The sequence below is a fragment of the Thermaerobacillus caldiproteolyticus genome, from assembly GCF_015326725.1.
Classification (GTDB): Bacteria; Bacillota; Bacilli; order Bacillales; family Anoxybacillaceae; genus Thermaerobacillus; species Thermaerobacillus caldiproteolyticus.
The window spans coordinates 847578-865081 of sequence record NZ_CP064060.1; the positions used below are offsets into that span (position 1 = coordinate 847578).

Below are 17504 nucleotides of genomic sequence, written 5' to 3' on the forward strand. Positions count from 1 at the left end.
ACTCCTTTGTTACTTTGATTGTATTTTATTTTAGCGATGCGGAAATAGAAGGTCAAATGATTTCTAACCTATATAGAAAGATGCAAGATTTCATCTATATGAATATACCCCTAACCCTAGCCACTCCTTTGCAAGAGAAGCCCCGCCTTTTATATAGATGTACGCCTAGTGATATGCGAATATATGCCTGCATTCTTGTATTAAATAATATTGGAATGGGTATGTTCTAATGATTGTGTTTATAAATTAAGCCTTTGTTGACGTTATTCCCAATATTAAGGTCCTAATATTTAAAATTTTCAAAAATATTGTGTACCAAGAAACACATCTGTGATAAAATAAGGAACATACGGTCCAGCATTTAACAAATTTTAATAAAAAGTTGGACCAAGTAAGAGGGGGATGTGTCATGCACGAAATAAAACGGGGATATGTTGAAAAGTGTTTAAAGATGCCTTATGCACAAAGGGTTGGTTATTTCAAAGTAGGAGAAGAAAAAATTTATGCGGCTATTGAAGAAAATGGAGATATGTATTTCAATAAATCTCAACAAGAATTAGTACAAAAGTACAAAAACGAATTATTGCTCAAAAATTTTGTGGATCTGCCAAGAGCTGTTGTAGCTGATTCTGTTTTTTATATAGGTGAAACAGCTATAGAATGTTCCGTATTGAATGACGGACGAAGGGTTATAAAAGATACAAGTTTATTTGCAGCACTTGACCGATCAAGAAAAGGAGAGTATAGACAAGAGGGTTTTCCACCTATTATTGGAGCTAATAACATTGCAACTCTTTTCATGGAGTTGTATCCAGACCAAATAGCTACTATTTCTCCTATTGAAGTTGCTCGGTTTAACGGATCAACAGGTATGTATTATGACGCAAACGCTATTCCGCTCATTTGCGATCTTTACATGGAAGCAGAATACAGAAATCAAATTGTTCCAAGTCAAAAACATGTTCTGGCGAAAGCAAAAATTTTGTTGCGTTCGTTAGCGAAAGTAGGAATTACTGCTTTAATTGATGAAGCAACTAACTATCAGGATGTTAGAGGGAAAGATGAATTACAAATTTTATTGTCTCAATTTATAGCAGAAGAACTACGTCCATATACGAAAGAATTTGATCGAGAATACTTTAAAGAAATATTTCGACTCTATGACTACGAATACGATCCAACGTCAAGTAGACGTCCTAGATTCTTTGCAGCTTTTACAAAAAAGTATGTGTACGATATGTTACCACCTCATGTTTGGGAGAAGTTAGATGAGATAAATCCGCTTATTTATAACGAAGAAACAGGACGCAAACGAAGAAAATACCGTATTCATCAATATTTATCAGAAGAAAAAGGTATTCCGTTCTTAAGGAGTCATTTAAAAGGTTTGATTAAAGTTATGAAACTTTCTGAAGACCATAACGATTTTAAGCAAAAGTTTCAACAGGCGTTTGCTGAAGAGCTGAGTCGTATTGAAAAGATGAAACAAGAATACCAAATGACAATTGAAGATGTGGATGTATAAGACATATAGTATGGAAAAAAATAAGACGAATCAAGATAATGAAATGATAATTTCGAGTCATGGAAATTATAAATAAACTTAATGAAGGAACAATGACAGTTCCAAGCCATTAATAAAGGTCTTAATGAAACTATGTTTCTCCTATCTATTCATAGAAGGGAGTTGCATTATGCAGCTCTCTTTTTTTATTTTACCCGTTACAAATATCTATTAGGGGGCGGATTACTTAGGTAGAGACATCAAAAAAAGCGTAGGGAGGATATGAAAATGGAACGAAAACAATGTAAGTTTAGAAAGCTGACAGAGGAACAAGTTCAAGAGATTCGTGAACAATACGCAACGAGAAAATGGACACATCGTGATCTTGCTAAGAAATACGATGTTAGCGAGAAAACGATAGGGAAAGCGGTCAAAGGTATTGTTAAACCAAAGCCTTTCTATATTCTCTAGGACAACCACTTTGACCCCATCAAGCCACTCTACAGAAATCGTAACATCCTTTTTGTTTGGAACGTACTCCAGTGTATATTCTATCGTTGTTATACCGTATTGAAAGCTAGGCATCGTATATTCCCCTTTCGTAATTCAATACAATTGTAAGGGGACTTTGTAGTGAGGCCAAACTTAAAAAATTAGGTATAGGGTTAGCTTAGCGGTAGAAACACTTAATAATGTCTATCAGGAAACGTCACTTCCGAAAACCTCAGGGGGCTCTGTTCAGAGGTTAATATACATCCAGAAGTTAGATGTAGCGTCTCATCGAAAATGATGTCTGGTCAATAATATAAACGAAATGAATGTGAACTTTTCTATATTAAGTTGCGTAGATTGATGGTACAATGACTGATTAGGAGTAGTTTATTGATAATGTTTACAATCTATTTAAGATGTCTGGAGAATGTTCAACCATTATTGAGGTTTGAATAGGAGGAAGGGAGGAGCCACTCTAACACAAGAAAAAGCCTATATGTGATATCGCACTACTCCTAATAATAAATAAACGTATGGTTAAAAACCGAAGCTTCGACATTGTTTAGATGAAACAGCCGTCGATTTCAAAAGCATTGAGGAGAATCCGATTGTCTGACAATGAGAGTTTGTGTGAGATTATTGATATATTTGGAATTTAAGTAAGGTATACTATATTCCTAAAAATGGTAAAATATATATTTGGAATGCATACTTTTAATATGCACCTATGGAATCTAATAAGGTTTGTATTGTGTTATATATGTCATACATTTATTTCGTTCTATAGAAACTCATATAAAAAAGCTGTCACTGGGACAGCTTTCTGCTATTGACTTTATCATAGTATATCTCATATTTACTTTCCTACTTGAAATAATTCTTCCAGTGAATATCTTTCTTCATGCTCTCTTTCTATTTGGTCTAAGATAGTTAATGCAGAATTAACAGCAAATTTTATGTGAGAACTTAATTCCATTATGAGGTCGTGAGACTCCTCATTTTCTAAATAATTAGCTGTTACTATTATATAACGTGGAGGTTTCCTATGTTTGATTTTCTCGTTGAGATTAGTTTTAATGTCATCTACAGTTTTATTTGTACAAATCGTTCCAATTTTTAATTCGTTAAACGCATCTTCTACACTATCAAATATAGCTTTAAAACGATAATTACGAAAATCAACATTCATGTACTTCTCTACTACAAAATTAATAATCCTGGTTACTAAGTTATTTTCTAAAGAAATAAAGTGCGGGAATACCACTATACGCCCATCTTTTCGTACAAAAAAATGCATTTCTAGTAATTTATAGTAATTTTGTAAAAAATTTAGGTAGAATTTTTTTTCAGTGCTCGCTCTAGATAAATCCCTTACTTGCCTTAGAGTTGGGACAATAATATTTTTCTCCATCTTGTATTTATCCATGTCAAAAATTAAATCTAATACCTTGTCTTGTACAGATCGTCTCTCTTTAAAAAGTCTATGTAAGAGTGTGGTCTGTAGTTCATCCGTCTGCCTGGAGACAAACCTTGCTGTAAAGTACTCCTGAAATGAGCGATGTTGATATGTGTACTTCAGACCGTCTAACAATAATATACACACTGCTTCAACTAGGTCGGACTTATAATCAGTTGCTTCAAAATTTAAACTTTCTAACTTTTTTGCTTTGTTTATGTATTCAATAAGTTTATCATTATCAAAGGAAATAACCTTTTCAAGGTAGCTAAAAGCCGAGATAGCCTCAATAACCCTTCTAAATTCATCAGAAGCTAATTTTGTTTTTCTAGGTCTTTTAAAGCCAGGTTTAAGTGCGTCATGTCTGTGGTATAGGACATCAAAAGCTTGTCCATAAAAGATATGAATCTTATCAGGTATTTCAGAAAATTCATCGAATGTCATTAGCATAAGAGTTAAAAGTAAAGGATTGGAACAGAAGGATTCATGCTGCTCAAATAATTTTTCTGACAATTGCTTTTTGAATTTTTCCTTAACCTCTTCTTCAAACCTAATTTTTTCAATAAGTTCTATAGCTTTATCTTTATTTAATGGTACCATTTTAAGTTCAAAGAAGTTATCCCAGCCCATGGAAAAGTTATCAAAATTTCTAGATGATACTAAAACATAGTTGTTGCTATATTTAGTAGTCATATTAATAATTTCTGTTATCAACTTAGGCTTTTTATCATCATCTACTTCATCAAAACCGTCCAAAAGGAAAATATAATCAACTTTGTCTAAGGAACGAATAAAATATTCTTTTTCTAGACAAAAACCTAAGGTACTGAGTGATTCATATATACAATCTTCTAAACTAAAGTTATTCTCATTTATATTACGTAGTTGAACAAAAATTGGAATCTTACTGGTTGTTTCTATGGCGTTTAAAAATAAATGCTTAAATAAGGTGGATTTCCCAGTACCTCCACTTCCTAAAATCATTAAATTTTTATTAATGTTAAGTAAACGATCTATATTTTTCGTATCAATTACAGAACCATTAAATACTAAATCAATATCGACATAAAAATCATAGAGGTTAACTGGCTCTGACCTATTTATAAGTGTTCTAACTTTACTATATTTTTCTATAGCTTTTACCAAGTAGGTTTCGAATGCTTTTCGTGTTCTGATCTGTAGTTGCTTATACTGGTCTGTACTAACCTTATAAATCCCCGTAATTAGTCTATCTAAATTTTTTTGAACTAAATCTACTGCAACCTTATTCCAGTCTAAAGTATTACCACTCATTATTTTCCTCCTATAACAATAAACAAGATAATTTCTAATATTTTCTATAATTTAGTTTTTACACATATTATAACATTGGAAGATTGGGAATTTAAAGACTTTATAATTTACTTTGAAGAAAATTATAGAGGAACTTAAACATAATTGGGTTTTATTTAGTTGTGCTTAGTGAATAACTTTTAACAATTGAGTCTATTATTCAGCATAAAATAAAAACGCCATCCGAAGACGGCGCCTAAGGCAATAGCTTTAGTTCTTTATTTAACTTTTCAACCATTCGATTTAGGGGTGAAAACTTATTGTTGATGGATAGCTGAAATACCTTATTTTCGAATGAACTGCTGTTCAACGTCTAAACGGTGATTTTTTCTTGTGCCTAAGCGATATGTATCGTTATATTAGATGCAGTATTGCGCCATAACATCTTGCAGTTTAGCGGTGCTATACGATAATAATTAAAAATAAAAAATGAGACTTGTGTTTGACTTACGATTGACAAACGTTGTACTGTCGATGTGAATTTTTTGAGTTAGATTTATATAAAGAACAGATGTATCTGTATTTTGGCCCATCGAATTTAGTAAATCTTGTACAAGTTTTTTGGAAGAGGACCAAGTTAATGAGTAGCATGAAGAAATTTTTCGGAGAGATTGAAAGAGGGGGCATAATTTATGCGTAGCCCCCTTTATTTCTTAATTCAATATCAAATATTGCGGACATTCTAACTAATAAATATTATCAATCTTAAGATTAGTTTCGGAATATTTGTTTATTTTTCATTTCTTCTATACATATTAGATCCCGTTCCTGCAAAGTACTCATTCTTCGGTGGATAAAAATCCATATGTGAATTATATCCTCTATAAAATTGGTCCGCTTCAATAAATGCTCTCTTCATTAATTCCTTTTTTCTTTCTTCATCTGTGAGTACTTTCCTATTAGTAACTCGTGTCTTTTTTGTATTTGAGGATTGTTTATTTTTACTTTCCTCATTATTTACTACATTAGAAGGAAACTCACTACTCTCCTTATCAATTTTGAACATTTGCACTAGTTTTTGAATCACTCTTCTTTTTTCTTTGAATGATAACGCATCAAATATTTTTAACAATTCGAGATAATTTGTTACAAACAAATAATTATCAGATACTATGTCATCAACTCTTTCTTTTAAAGCCGTTATTCTTTTATCCCGTTTACTTTTTATGTAAGAAGACTTCACAATCTTTACTTGAATGGAATAGTCCTTTAGGTCATCTGAGCGTAACGGAATGTAGCCTAAGATAGAATCTTCTGAATTAGTTCTAAATAAAACAGGGGTATGATTTTCTTTATTATGTAGTAAGTTTTCATACGATTGAGAAAAATTTACTCTTTTATTCTTAGGACTAACACTCAATTTAAAAAATTGCTGCTCTGTATGCTGCCTCATAAAAATCACCCTAAAATTAAATATTTCTAAATATTTACACCAACATTATAATCCAGAATATTAAAGAAATCGATATTCTTGTAAATTTATACACATATTTTAATTAGACTAACATGGACAGGATTCTTATCAACAATAAAAACCGCCCAAAGTAATTGAGCGGTTCGGTAAACTACTCCCATTCCTCTCTATACCATCCCTTAAATCTCACAATTTCGTCTCTAAAATATCGTATGTTCTGTTTTCTACAATTAATGGATTGATATTTATCAGATATTTGTTGTAGCGTATAAAAAATTTTATTGATATTAGGGCTGGCAATGTGACCAGCTCTCGTATCTTGTGCTAAATTCTTTATATGTTGTAATTCGCTAATAACTAAATCAGCTAATTCAGAAACATATTTCGATTCTCTTTCAATGTGATATTTCTGATGTCGAATTAATCCAATTAGATATTCAAGCATTTCCTTACGGTTAGTAGAATCCATTTTATTAAGCCCTCCAATATTTTTAATGTGCTTAGAAAGCCTGTCACATCTAACCTTTAGAGGACTTTTTGTTGGTGCCTTAAGTGGTGCCGAGTTTGGTGCCCAAATGGTGCCATTCGATTAATTCGGTATAACCTAACGAATGTTCCAATTAGCAAAACCTTGATATATCAACGTTTTTTAAATGTTAAAGGTCTTATCTTTCTCAAATAAAATTCAGAAAATCTCCTGTTTCACCTTGACAGGGTAGAGGTCGCTGGTTCGAGCCCAGTCGGAATCATCAAGCTAAATCCCCTGAACCACAAGGCTTCAAGGGTTTTTTTCTGGGTGGCTTCGTTATTTTTGGTGTGTTTGTTGATTTAGTGTGTTTTTTGAAGTGATTGATTTGAAACTTTATTCCTCCTCAAACAATTGCTCAAATTTTCGGCTGCTGTTTCTTGTATGGTTGGAAGCAAATGAGAGTAAGTATTCATTGTCATTTTGATACTCGTATGTCCTAACTGTTCCGAAACGACTTTCATATGAACATTTTGTTGTAACGGCAAAGTTGTATGTGTATGCCTTAATGAGCGCAATGTAATATTCTTTTCTATATAGATTCAGATTAATTTTCCGACATAACTACCTGTCCAATGCGTTGAAGCACTTTTTTATGGAAATTGAGCGAGGTACTCCAAGAACGAAACAATCGATTCTCACAACTCTTTTCGATTGGGAAACCGATTGGCAGCCAGCCCTAAGTTCGTTCAACTAAGTTTAAATTTGGCGAATAAGGGGGGGAGAATACATGTATAGGTGCCTGTGCATCGCGATCCCAAAAGTAGACAGTATAATTCGGTTAATGCGAGGAAATTAGGTTTAAACCGCTCTGATTCCTTTTCTTTTCTCATTATGACTTTAAACTAATTTATTTCTATGATTTTTCAAAATGTTTGGGTCATAAGACGGTTCCTTGCGGAAATCGGGACAAGGAGCGCTTCAGAAGCGACTCCTCGCATGAAGGAAAGAGCGGTTTTTCAAGGATTTCCCGCAGAATCCGTCTTATGTTTGTTGGGGGGAAACAAGGCGCTTATGCTTTTCTAATAAATTACGAAACTTTTACATCAACTTGTTCTGGTACATCCTGTTTCTTGCTGAATTTGCTTAAAACGATTCCTATACCTGTACCGACAAGTGCCGGCACGATCCATTCTAACCCAACGGATGAAAGCGGGAGAATATCTCTTATCGTTTGAAGCGGGCCAAAGTCCAAAGCAAATGCATTTAATCCGCCAATCATGGCAAATACTCCAGTAAATAACATGGCGCTTCTGTATACTTTTTTCGAATTCTTAAAGAAACGGTTAAAAAAGGTAAGTGTGATTAATACAATTGTTAATGGATACGCCGTGACAAGGAATGGCACTGATACTTTAAGTATTTGGTTTAATCCTAAGTTTGAAAGAGTGAAGCCTGCTAGAGTAACGGCGAATACTACTGATTTATAACTTGCTTTTGGAATGAGATTTGAAAAATATTGGCCGCAGGCTGTTGTTAATCCCACCACTGTTGTGAAACAAGCTAACGTAAAAATGAAACCAAGCAAAGCTGTGCCGCTTTGTCCCAATAAAAGCGTTGAAGCAGAGGACAGAATATCCGCGCCGTTTTCAAACGATCCGTTCGCAGCCATTTTTCCTCCAATAAATCCAAGACTGACGTATACTAGTGCAAGCAATCCCCCTGCAATCATACCGGCTTTCAAAGTATATTCTGTTAATTTCTTACTGTCTCGTACTCCTCTTTGTTGAATGGAGGTGAGAATGACAATTCCAAAGGCCAAGGAGGCTAGGGCATCCATTGTGTTATATCCTTCAATGAAACCTTTAAAAAATGCTCCGGTTTGATAGGCTTCTGCTGGCGATTGGAGCGGTGCATCCAGCTTAACAAATCCAACTGCACACAAGATAACCATCGATAAAAGCAAGATCGGAGTGATCCAACGTCCCATGTATTTTTCCATTTTGGAAGGGTTTAAGCTTATCGCATAGACAAGGGAAAAGAAAATAACCGTATATAAAACTAAGGACAAAGATGAGTTCCTCCACGATTCGCTAAGGAAAGGAGTAATGCTCATTTCATACGCAACAGTTGCATTTCTTGGAATGGCCAAGAAGGGTCCGATACATAAATAAATGATAACCATAAAGACTGTACTGAATACCGGATGAACACGATTCCCGATCGTTTGAACACCGCCCTTTACGAGGGAAACAGCAAACAGCACTACAAATGGCAGGCCAACGCCGGTAATGATAAATCCTGACATGGCCAGCCAGTAGGAAGTACCGGATTCAGCACCTAAAAATGGTGGGAAGATTAGGTTTCCTGCGCCAAAAAACATCGAAAATAACATCAATCCAATAGATAAGGTGTCTAATTTTTTCAAAGTAATCTCTCCTTTATTGCTTAGAATATATAAAAACCCGTCCCTACATATAGGGACGGGTTTGTGCCCGCGTTACCACCCTTCTTCCGCATATATCATTAAAAAAGCATGCGGCTCTCAGTCACGTACAATCATACGCATTCCATTGTAACGGTGGACAACCCGTCAAAGCTTACTATGGTTCAGCTTTGCATCTCAGAGATGATCTTCGGATAAGGCCTGACATCGGCTTTCACCAAACGCCGACTCTCTGTAGAACAGGGCTCCTATCTTACTCTTCTCGTCATTGATTTTTATTATTTGAAAATAATTTAGCAGAGAAAAATTGAAATGTCAATATTTTTAGATAGTTTATGCTCTCTTTGCAAAGAAAGATCCTTGGTCTTCGTGTGGTCACAGGAATATTCCTCTTTATTAACTATGATGTGTCCATGAAAAACTATATTAACTCCGTTTTTATATATCATTCGAAATTCCGCACGTACAGGCAAGATTTTTTATTTTTTCGAAAATCGTGGGATAATAGATAATAATGGAGAAAAAATAAGAATAGGAGAAGTGTGCCATGAAGTGTAAAATCAATCGAAATGCAGCTAAAGTATTAAAACGGATGTTGAATAGTGAAGAAGCGGAAGGGAAAATGATTCGTGTATACGTTACAGTAAAACATGGGGATCACGCTCATTATGATATAAAACTTGATACCCCGACTGAACACGATGAAATCGTGAAAACAGACAAAGACATTGACGTTCTGTTAGATAAACGGGAAGATTTCTTAGATGGTGTTTGGATTCAATATTTTTATGTACCTAAAGAGGGATTTGTCATTACCAATCCATCCAAAGAAAGACATAGTCATCATCATTAAGAAAGAAGAGTATATGGCATAACAATTATTTTTACTAAATCGTGAATAAGAGCGAAATCCTTTTCTATCAAGGGTTTCGCTCTTTTCCTATACAAGGACTTTTCATAAATTTAGGAAATTTTTTGTTAGAAATGACGAAAAGGGTGTGAGTTCGATTACATGATGAAAAATATTAAAAGCGAAGAAATATAGCGAATGATTTCACAAAGTTAAAATCTTTTTTTAGATCATTTGGTTGACTTGTTTATACTAAAAAGTTTTATCACAATTCACTAAATATCTCGAAAATTAATTAGGAGGAGACAGCTATTATGTTGAAAAATATTCGAATCTATAAATATTAGAAAAAATAGGTTGGTAGTGCCTGCGATGATTGCGTATTGTAATACTGACGGAACAGCTGCAGAAAGGTACATATATAAATTCAGTTTGAAATTCCGACATGTTTAACCAATGCCTATTCTTGTCTATACTGCTCCTAAACAGATGAATCAAAGGAGCGGATGAATGATGAAGAAAAAAGGATTACAAATTACGAACAATCATGGTTGGACCATCGAACGTCTTCAAGAACAGGAACGCCGAATGAAAAATGCGAACATGGCGAAACGAATAGCGGTGATTCGTCTCATTATGCAAGGCTACTTAGGAATCCAAGTCGCTGAGCTTTTGAACATCCATCGTGAAACCGTTTCGATTTATGTTCAAAAGTTTAATCAAGGTGGTATGGATGCGCTATTAGAACGCCATTATGCTCCCGGTAGAAAGCCGTATCTGTCTCCAGACGAAGAACGCGAATTAAGAAAGATGTTGGAAGAAAGCACCCCTGCCGATGAAGGATATGGCATCGAAACCAGCTGGAATACACGAATCATTCAACATGTATTAGAAGAGAAATTTTCTGTCACCATGTCTCGCGGTGGGATTTGTGATATGCTCCATCGATGGGGATTTCGCTATACACACCCTACGTATACCCTCAAACGGGCGAATCCTCAAAACAAAAAGAGTTTCAACAGGAAATAGAACTCATAAAAAAAACTTGTCCGACAACACAGTCATAATCTATGAAGATGAGAGTCATATTCGCGATTACCAAGCTCTTCGTACCACATGGAGTGTCAAAGGGCGTCAAAAACAAATCCCTACGTATGGACACCACGCAACGGTTAGCTTATTAGGTGGCGTGAATATCGAAACGGGTGAATTTCTCTGTATGGAAACGGACCAATGTAACGCACAGGCTTTTCTGCAGTTTCTTCAATACACATTGGACCAGTATCCAGATCAACATGTCGTGATGGTCTTGGATAACGCAAAAATTCATCATGCCAAAGTTCTTCAGCCTTTTTTACAGGAGCGTGAAGAGCAGTTAACTTTTGTATTCTTACCCCCTTATTCGCCGAATTTAAATTTAGTTGAACGAATTTGGGGCTGGCTGAAAGAAAGTGTCATTGCCAATCGGTTCCATCCCACTCGAAAGGAGTTGAGAGAATCGATTGTTTCGTTTTTGGAGTACCTTTCTGAATTTCCAGAAAGAGTGCTCCAACGCATCGGACAGGTGGTTATGTCGGAAAATTAATCTGAATCTATATAGACATTTGTGCCCCGTAAGAGGCTCCTTGTCAGGCCGTCAACTCATTCTTTGACCGAGAATAAAGTTACACATAAATTTGAATTTGATCATATATCTAAAATAGTATATACTAAGTATACATCGTTTTGGTTTTGGAAACCAAAAAATAATTATAAATTCAATATACCCTCTTTTATATAGTGTATACTAAATATATAAAAGAAGGGATAAATAATGGAGGGAACGCTATGATTAAAGTTAGCAATCTAACTAAAGAATTTTTGCAGGGGCAAGAGAGAACACAGGTGTTGAAAGGCGTAGATTTGAATATTAAAGAAGGCGAATTTGTAGCGATAATGGGACCCAGTGGCTCCGGAAAAAGCACTTTGCTGCAACTAATGGGAGGACTTGACGTACCGACCGCTGGAGATATACAAATTGACGGGAAATATTTAAATAAGATGAGCGAAAAAGAAAGAACGATATTCCGGAGACAAAAACTGGGGTTCGTTTTTCAAAATTATCAACTGCTTCCGACTTTAACTGTAGAAGAAAATATCGCGTTTCCTCTTCATGCTGACGGCAAACTGACAAAGGAGAAGAGTCGGGTGATCCATGAATTGATTCAGGCCGTAGGGTTGGAAGGACTTCATCGCAAACGCGCCAATTTGCTCAGTGGCGGTCAACAGCAGCGTGTTGCTATCGCCAGGGCACTCGTGAATAACCCGACTGTTTTATTAGCTGATGAACCGACAGGGAATTTGGACAGAGCCAATGCAGAAGAAATTCTGCGGCTATTATCAGCCTTCCATCGTGAAAACAGACAAACGATCGTGATGGTTACCCATGATATTTTTGCAGCCGGATTTGCGGATCGGATTATTCTTTTCAGGGACGGAGGCATCGATCAGGTGGTATCGAGGGAGGAGGGCGACTATGCTAAATATTTGGCGAATTTCATGGCGTAATATCACTCATAACAAAAAACGTTTTTTTTTAACCTTGTTTGCGATTATACTGGGAACATCTTTTATAACCTCTATGCTGGTAGCCGATAAAACAACTAGAGACGTTTTTAATTACTACACGGATATGTATGTAGCCAATGCAGATTATTGGGTTTTAAGCGATAAGCATACTTATCCGGAAAAAATGATTGCGCCTGTTCAAGATAATCCTCATGTTACGAATATGCTGCTTGTTCTCCAAAAGCAAGCGTTCTTTGAACTTGAAGACGCTCACTCTCTAAGTCAGCGATCTATACGAATTATCGGAGTCAGTGACCAAAACAGTCCGTTACTGGTGCTTCCTGTGATTGAAGGCAGTTTGGATAATGAAGGGGTCATATTGCCGAAAACTGTTGCAACCCTTTTAGGAAGAAAGGTTGGAGATACGGTTCGGTTTGAAGGTTTGGGAGAGGCAAAAGTGTCTGCTATTGTCGAGTATACGCAGCTGCTTGCAAGTCCTAGTGATTGGGACAGTGCCGAATCAACCAGTTTTCGTATTATAGCTCCACTCGATATGTTAAGAGAGTGGGCAGGCAAACATGATGAGATTTCTTATATGCGGTTTCAGGTCAACGGCGATGGCAAGGACCTCTTTCATTCCTTACAGCAGCAGTTCCGTGGGTCAGGTGTGTTCATACAGCCTGTTGTAGCAGATGACCTTCAGAACAACGATATTAGCGGCCTCTATACCTTCTTTTATATTGTTGCCGGTTTATCGATGTTAGTCAGCGGTTTTATCGTCTTTAACACAATTTATACAAGCGTGATCGAAAGAAAAAAAGAATTTGCTATAATGAAAAGCTTCGGTTACACACAACGTTCTGTGTCTAAGCTTGTGCTCATTGAAATCGTACTTTTGTCATTGATCGGTACAGCCATCGGTGTTCCGCTTGGTATATGGCTCGGTGATCTGTTTATGCAGGAACTGCTCAGCATGCTCCAATTTGATATAGTTTATACTTTAAATTGGAGATTGCCGGCGATTATGGCGGTGATTGTTGGAGTGCTGTTCCCTGTCCTGTTTTCGCTTTTCCCTATTTACCATGCAGGCAGAACATCGATTTTATTGACGTTAAAAATGGCCAGCCAATCGAAGGGATCATCAAGACCTTCGCTGATTAGAGCTGTAGTTGGCGTGGCGCTTCTATGCTTTGTGTTTATCGACCACTCTGTAACTTATGCAGCCGTCTTGTCAGGTGTCATTCTTTTGTTTCCTTTGCTGTTGGCCGGTTTAAGCAAAATAATAAAACCCGCTTTAAATATTCTTTTTCATTATGCGGGGAGTTTGGCTGCCAAAAACCTCTTTCAACAAATCAATCGCAATGCAAATACGGCCGCGATACTCGGCATCGGTATTTCGGTTATTTTATTGCTTGGCGCGGTGGTGGAATCAGCTCCGGAAGGATATGAGCAAGAAATCAGGAATACGTATGGGGGGGATATAAGACTTACGTCTGAAGTGCCTTGGTCTGCTGAAGATATAACGAAATTGCGTTCTTATGATGGAGTTGCAGGCGTTGAGCCATTAATGGAAGCGACCCCGATTACGTGGAAAACGGTTGACGGCACAAGCAGACAATTTTCTGTTTTTGCCGTAAGTGAAGATAGTCCGTCGTTATTTGCCGATCAAAATGAGAAAAAACTGTATAACCGGTTAAAACAGCAAAATGCTGTGCTGCTTGGAGAACGTGCGTTTGATGAATGGGGCGGGGAGATTGGGCAGAGCATTCGGATGAACACGCCAAACGGTGAACAATCTTATGAGGTGATTGGAGTTGTAAAAACATCGCATTATTCCGGTTATGTCGCGTTTATGGATGAGGAACGTCTCAAGGAGGAATTTGGATGGACAAAAAGCTTTGATTTGCTGCTTACTGTTAACAGCGAAGCGGCCAGTTCCATCCGAGACAGGGTATGGTCTGATTTCCGCGATCATCTGTCAAAGGTTCAAACGGTTGAAGATGAAATTGAGTCCACTACTTCAACAATTTCCGGTATGAATGAACTGATCTTGATGTTGCTGTTTATGATCATCGGGTTAGCCAGTATCGGCACAGCCAACACCCTTTTGATGAACACGCTGGAACGCGTTTCCGAGATCGGAACGATGCGTGCTCTTGGGTTTACTAAACAACAGGTTAGAAATATGATTATCGCCGAAGGCTTGCTCGTTGGGTTATCCGGAGTTATCGGAGGAATAGCAGCTGGGTTGATTTTAATCTATGTAACAAGTCAGTCTGAACTCATGGACGGATTTATGTCTTTCCGGCTGCCATATAGCAATATGATAGTGGCAGTGATATCCGGTGTTGCGTTGAGTCTATGCGCCGCCTGGATGGCCAGCAAAAGTGCCAGCAAAATGGATATCCAATCATCACTGAAAGAAGGTTGACAACTTGTCAGTTAAATATGGAATTTTGACATTGTTATACCAAAAAAAACATCACGGATACGAATTGAAATTAGAATTGGATTCCCTTCTTGGCATTAAAGGCAAAATTAATCCCGGTCAGATCTATACTACGCTTGATCGCCTGATTCGTGATCAACTTGTCTCGTCCGCAGGAATGGACGACCAGGAAAGAAAATTATACGAGTTAACACCAAAAGGTAAAGATGAGTTGGAAAAATGGTTGCTGGAACCGGTGCCTTACACCACGACAAAAGAAGATTTTTTCTTTAAATGGAGCTGTGCCCGCAAGATTAATTTTGCCCAGGAAAAGAAAATGCTTGAACAGCAAAAAGCGATGGTGATTAAAGAAGTGATGGAATTGACCAAATTAAAAACAGAGTTGCTACTTCAAGGTGACGAAAGCAAATATTTATTGATCTCCGGTATTTTATTGCATTTAGAGGCGGATTTAAACTGGATGAATCAGGTTGAAAATCGAATCCGTTAAAAGCCGCCAAGTTCAAAGAAAAGTGCGGGCAGTATAAGTAGGATGAAAGAAGAATGGGCTTAGGATTGCGATTCTGGCATATCATTGGGAACTGTTTATCGTAGCGGAAGTGTTGCCTGTCATCTCCCTTTTATTATTTGACATATTTCGATATTTTTTTAGAAAACCAAAAACTCAGTATTTTGCTGAAAGCTGAAGCTTGGCTCGGGTTGTTTGTATGTCGGCAAACAGGGGAGATTTCAACGTTTCTCATTGTTATTACTATATTTGTCATTTATGCTTGTACTTTTGGAATATCCGATTTTATCAGGTTAGATCGATGGATGAGGAATAAAATCGGTCAGCTGCGCGGTGTTGAGCTGTTAACAGAAAAAGATTATGAACAGATGAGACAAAACTGTGATCCGAAATATATCGCAAAAAAATATCGTATATCCTCGCTCATTCACCTGGTGTTATTCGTTGTGGGTCAAGCGATATTTTGGTCTATAGGGACGGACAGTATTGCTGAAATGAAACACTATTTAACATGTTCACTGAGAAGTCTCCCACCTCTAAGCGAAGTGTAGGTGGGAGAGGTTCATGTAATCAAGCGATTGACGAGTGTTCATGTGAGAGAAAATGGATTCTGAATCCTTCATTGCAGTTCATATAGCTCTAATAATGAGAATTTTTCGAAAAAGAGAAATGAACGATGAATACGGCTAAGGAAAAACTAATCGAGTTAATTCAGAAAATGTCTGAAAGCGAAATTGTAAAAGTGTTGGATTTTGTAGAGTATTTGATGAAAAAACAAGAGAAGCAACTTGTTCAAGATTTAAGTAAAGCAAGTGAAACAAGTATTGATTTCTAGAACAATGATATAGATGACGAGGTCTGGGATCATGTATAAGCAAGGTGATATTCTTCTTATCCCTATTCCTTTTAGTAATTTATCGATAACCAAACAACGACCGGTCCTTGTTTTGTCTAATGACAACTATAATCAATTCACTAAAGATTTACTGGTTGCTGCGATTACGTCTCAGCTTGTCTCAGCTTAAAGATATTGATTACTCTATTTTAATTACCAAGATGATGTAGCAGAAGGGAATCTTAAAGTTACTTCTGCTATTAGAGCAGATAAAATTTATACTCTTCGTGCTGTTCTAGAAGAGAAAAAGCGTCTCGACTGTTTTGGGGGAGGCCTAGCTTTTTCTGTGCGACCATGTGCATCGCCAGGTCGATGCTTGCTTCACATGCTCGCTGGAGATTTAAGATAATGGAGTCTTGCTTCGTGTAGTTTTCTAAATGTTTCGGGTTGTTCTCATATTCTTCGTGAATGCGCTTTATGCACCGCTCGATCACGCTAATTTTATTTAAAATGACATCATTTTTCATAAACCGACCCGCTTTCATGAATGTTTCGCAAGATTTCCGTGCGTTCTTCATTCAATTTTGCGTACATCTTCAAGGCTCTCCATTCATATTCGGCTTTTTTCTGTTCATTTGTACAATAGATGACTTTGCCGTTACTGACCACTTGCGCCTGAAACACGGTGCTTGCTTGTTTGAGGTCCACAAGATCGACGTCCCGGTGCAGTCTGGATGCCAATTCTTGCGCAACCATAAATCGTTCATAATGATCCAATTGTTTTTGGTCGCTGAGAAAAGCGATATCAATGTCGCTGTCTTGATGAACATGTCCTGCAACCGTTGATCCAAACAAATAAATCAAATATGGGGACACCGTTTCGGTCAACACTTCAATAATGATTGGATCGATCTGTTCAGTCAACACTGCCCCTCCTTTGCTTCGCCGCAATCCGGGCCATTTTCTTTCATTGTATTACTTTTTATTTCCTGCCTCAAACTTTGCGTAAAACTAAAAACTTCTCCTCAAGTTTTTGGATTATTGCAATCGCTTTTTTATAAGCCTTTTGTTTAAAAGTTCACCATCTACCTTGGAACGCTTATCCAAATTATCGTGAGCTTATTATATATTTATCAAAAAAATTTTTATAAATAACCTATTCATAAAAAATACATAATGATAAATCAATATGTCATAAATCAAAG

At 36.7% G+C, this 17504-nt stretch carries 17 protein-coding genes, 1 pseudogene and 1 other annotated feature; of the genes and pseudogenes, 11 read left to right on the forward strand and 7 right to left on the reverse strand.

The window, feature by feature from the left end; genetic code table 11:
* The first annotated feature begins 409 nt into the window (after positions 1-409).
* A complete protein-coding gene (locus tag ISX45_RS04350; protein ID WP_194520051.1) occupies positions 410-1525 on the forward strand; it encodes a P63C domain-containing protein in 1116 nt (371 codons plus the stop codon).
* 267 nt (positions 1526-1792) lie between these two features.
* Entirely contained in the window at positions 1793-1975 is a 183-nt protein-coding gene (locus ISX45_RS04355) for a helix-turn-helix domain-containing protein (RefSeq protein ID WP_194520052.1), read from the forward strand.
* 877 nt (positions 1976-2852) lie between these two features.
* Here ISX45_RS04355 and ISX45_RS04360 read toward each other — a convergent pair.
* The 5 genes from ISX45_RS04360 to brnQ all read right to left on the reverse strand — a co-directional run bounded on the left by ISX45_RS04360 (position 2853) and on the right by brnQ (position 9092).
* The gene (locus ISX45_RS04360; protein WP_194520053.1) at positions 2853-4745 is read right to left on the reverse strand and encodes an NACHT domain-containing protein; all 1893 of its coding nucleotides are present in this window, start codon (positions 4743-4745) and stop codon (positions 2853-2855) included.
* Between the two features lie 769 nt (positions 4746-5514).
* Complete coding sequence (locus ISX45_RS04365) at positions 5515-6177, reverse strand: hypothetical protein (RefSeq protein WP_194520054.1); 663 nt, start codon at positions 6175-6177, stop codon at positions 5515-5517.
* A 172-nt stretch (positions 6178-6349) separates the two neighbouring features.
* The gene (locus ISX45_RS04370) at positions 6350-6667 is read right to left on the reverse strand and encodes a hypothetical protein (protein ID WP_194520055.1); all 318 of its coding nucleotides are present in this window, start codon (positions 6665-6667) and stop codon (positions 6350-6352) included.
* Between the two features lie 359 nt (positions 6668-7026).
* Positions 7027-7266: a tyrosine-type recombinase/integrase gene (locus ISX45_RS04375; RefSeq protein ID WP_181557568.1), complete on the reverse strand. Its 240-nt coding sequence runs from the start codon at positions 7264-7266 to the stop codon at positions 7027-7029.
* Between the two features lie 488 nt (positions 7267-7754).
* Positions 7755-9092 carry a branched-chain amino acid transport system II carrier protein gene (brnQ, locus tag ISX45_RS04380; protein WP_194520056.1) on the reverse strand — a complete coding sequence of 446 codons (1338 nt, stop codon included), beginning with the start codon at positions 9090-9092 and terminating at the stop codon, positions 7755-7757.
* A gap of 48 nt (positions 9093-9140) precedes the next feature.
* Positions 9141-9388: a binding site (T-box leader), on the reverse strand.
* Between the two features lie 269 nt (positions 9389-9657).
* On the opposite strand from brnQ, the gene ISX45_RS04385 reads away from it, so the two are divergent.
* The 9 genes from ISX45_RS04385 (at position 9658) to ISX45_RS20190 (ending at position 16489) form a co-directional block, all read left to right on the forward strand.
* Positions 9658-9963 (forward strand): iron-sulfur cluster assembly accessory protein, encoded by a 306-nt coding sequence (locus tag ISX45_RS04385; RefSeq protein ID WP_194520057.1) that lies wholly within the window; start codon positions 9658-9660, stop codon positions 9961-9963.
* Between the two features lie 507 nt (positions 9964-10470).
* On the forward strand, positions 10471-10989 hold the full coding sequence (locus ISX45_RS04390) for a helix-turn-helix domain-containing protein (RefSeq protein WP_228485624.1): 519 nt from the start codon (positions 10471-10473) through the stop codon (positions 10987-10989).
* A gap of 16 nt (positions 10990-11005) precedes the next feature.
* Positions 11006-11545, forward strand: a complete 540-nt coding sequence (locus tag ISX45_RS04395; protein WP_194519147.1) for an IS630 family transposase — start codon at positions 11006-11008, stop codon at positions 11543-11545.
* Between the two features lie 242 nt (positions 11546-11787).
* Positions 11788-12507, forward strand: coding sequence for an ABC transporter ATP-binding protein (locus ISX45_RS04400; RefSeq protein ID WP_181556747.1), 720 nt, complete (start codon positions 11788-11790; stop codon positions 12505-12507).
* The gene (locus ISX45_RS04405; RefSeq protein ID WP_194520058.1) at positions 12476-14938 is read left to right on the forward strand and encodes an FtsX-like permease family protein; all 2463 of its coding nucleotides are present in this window, start codon (positions 12476-12478) and stop codon (positions 14936-14938) included. Before ISX45_RS04400 ends, ISX45_RS04405 begins: the two co-directional genes overlap by 32 nt.
* A gap of 4 nt (positions 14939-14942) precedes the next feature.
* Complete coding sequence (locus ISX45_RS04410) at positions 14943-15446, forward strand: PadR family transcriptional regulator (RefSeq protein ID WP_194520059.1); 504 nt, start codon at positions 14943-14945, stop codon at positions 15444-15446.
* Between the two features lie 323 nt (positions 15447-15769).
* Positions 15770-16015 carry a hypothetical protein gene (locus ISX45_RS04415; protein WP_194520060.1) on the forward strand — a complete coding sequence of 82 codons (246 nt, stop codon included), beginning with the start codon at positions 15770-15772 and terminating at the stop codon, positions 16013-16015.
* Positions 16016-16140: 125 nt separating this feature from the next.
* Positions 16141-16299, forward strand: a complete 159-nt coding sequence (locus ISX45_RS04420; protein ID WP_194520061.1) for a DUF2281 domain-containing protein — start codon at positions 16141-16143, stop codon at positions 16297-16299.
* Positions 16300-16330: 31 nt separating this feature from the next.
* Positions 16331-16489, forward strand: coding sequence for a type II toxin-antitoxin system PemK/MazF family toxin (locus ISX45_RS20190; RefSeq protein ID WP_220129538.1), 159 nt, complete (start codon positions 16331-16333; stop codon positions 16487-16489).
* 106 nt (positions 16490-16595) lie between these two features.
* Here the strand turns inward: ISX45_RS20190 and hepT are convergent.
* Positions 16596-16826, reverse strand: a pseudogene (gene hepT / locus ISX45_RS04430) (type VII toxin-antitoxin system HepT family RNase toxin); the annotation flags it as partial.
* Positions 16816-17223 (reverse strand): type VII toxin-antitoxin system MntA family adenylyltransferase antitoxin, encoded by a 408-nt coding sequence (gene mntA / locus ISX45_RS04435; RefSeq protein ID WP_194520062.1) that lies wholly within the window; start codon positions 17221-17223, stop codon positions 16816-16818. The gene mntA and the pseudogene hepT, both read right to left, overlap by 11 nt.
* Positions 17224-17504: the final 281 nt, after the last annotated feature.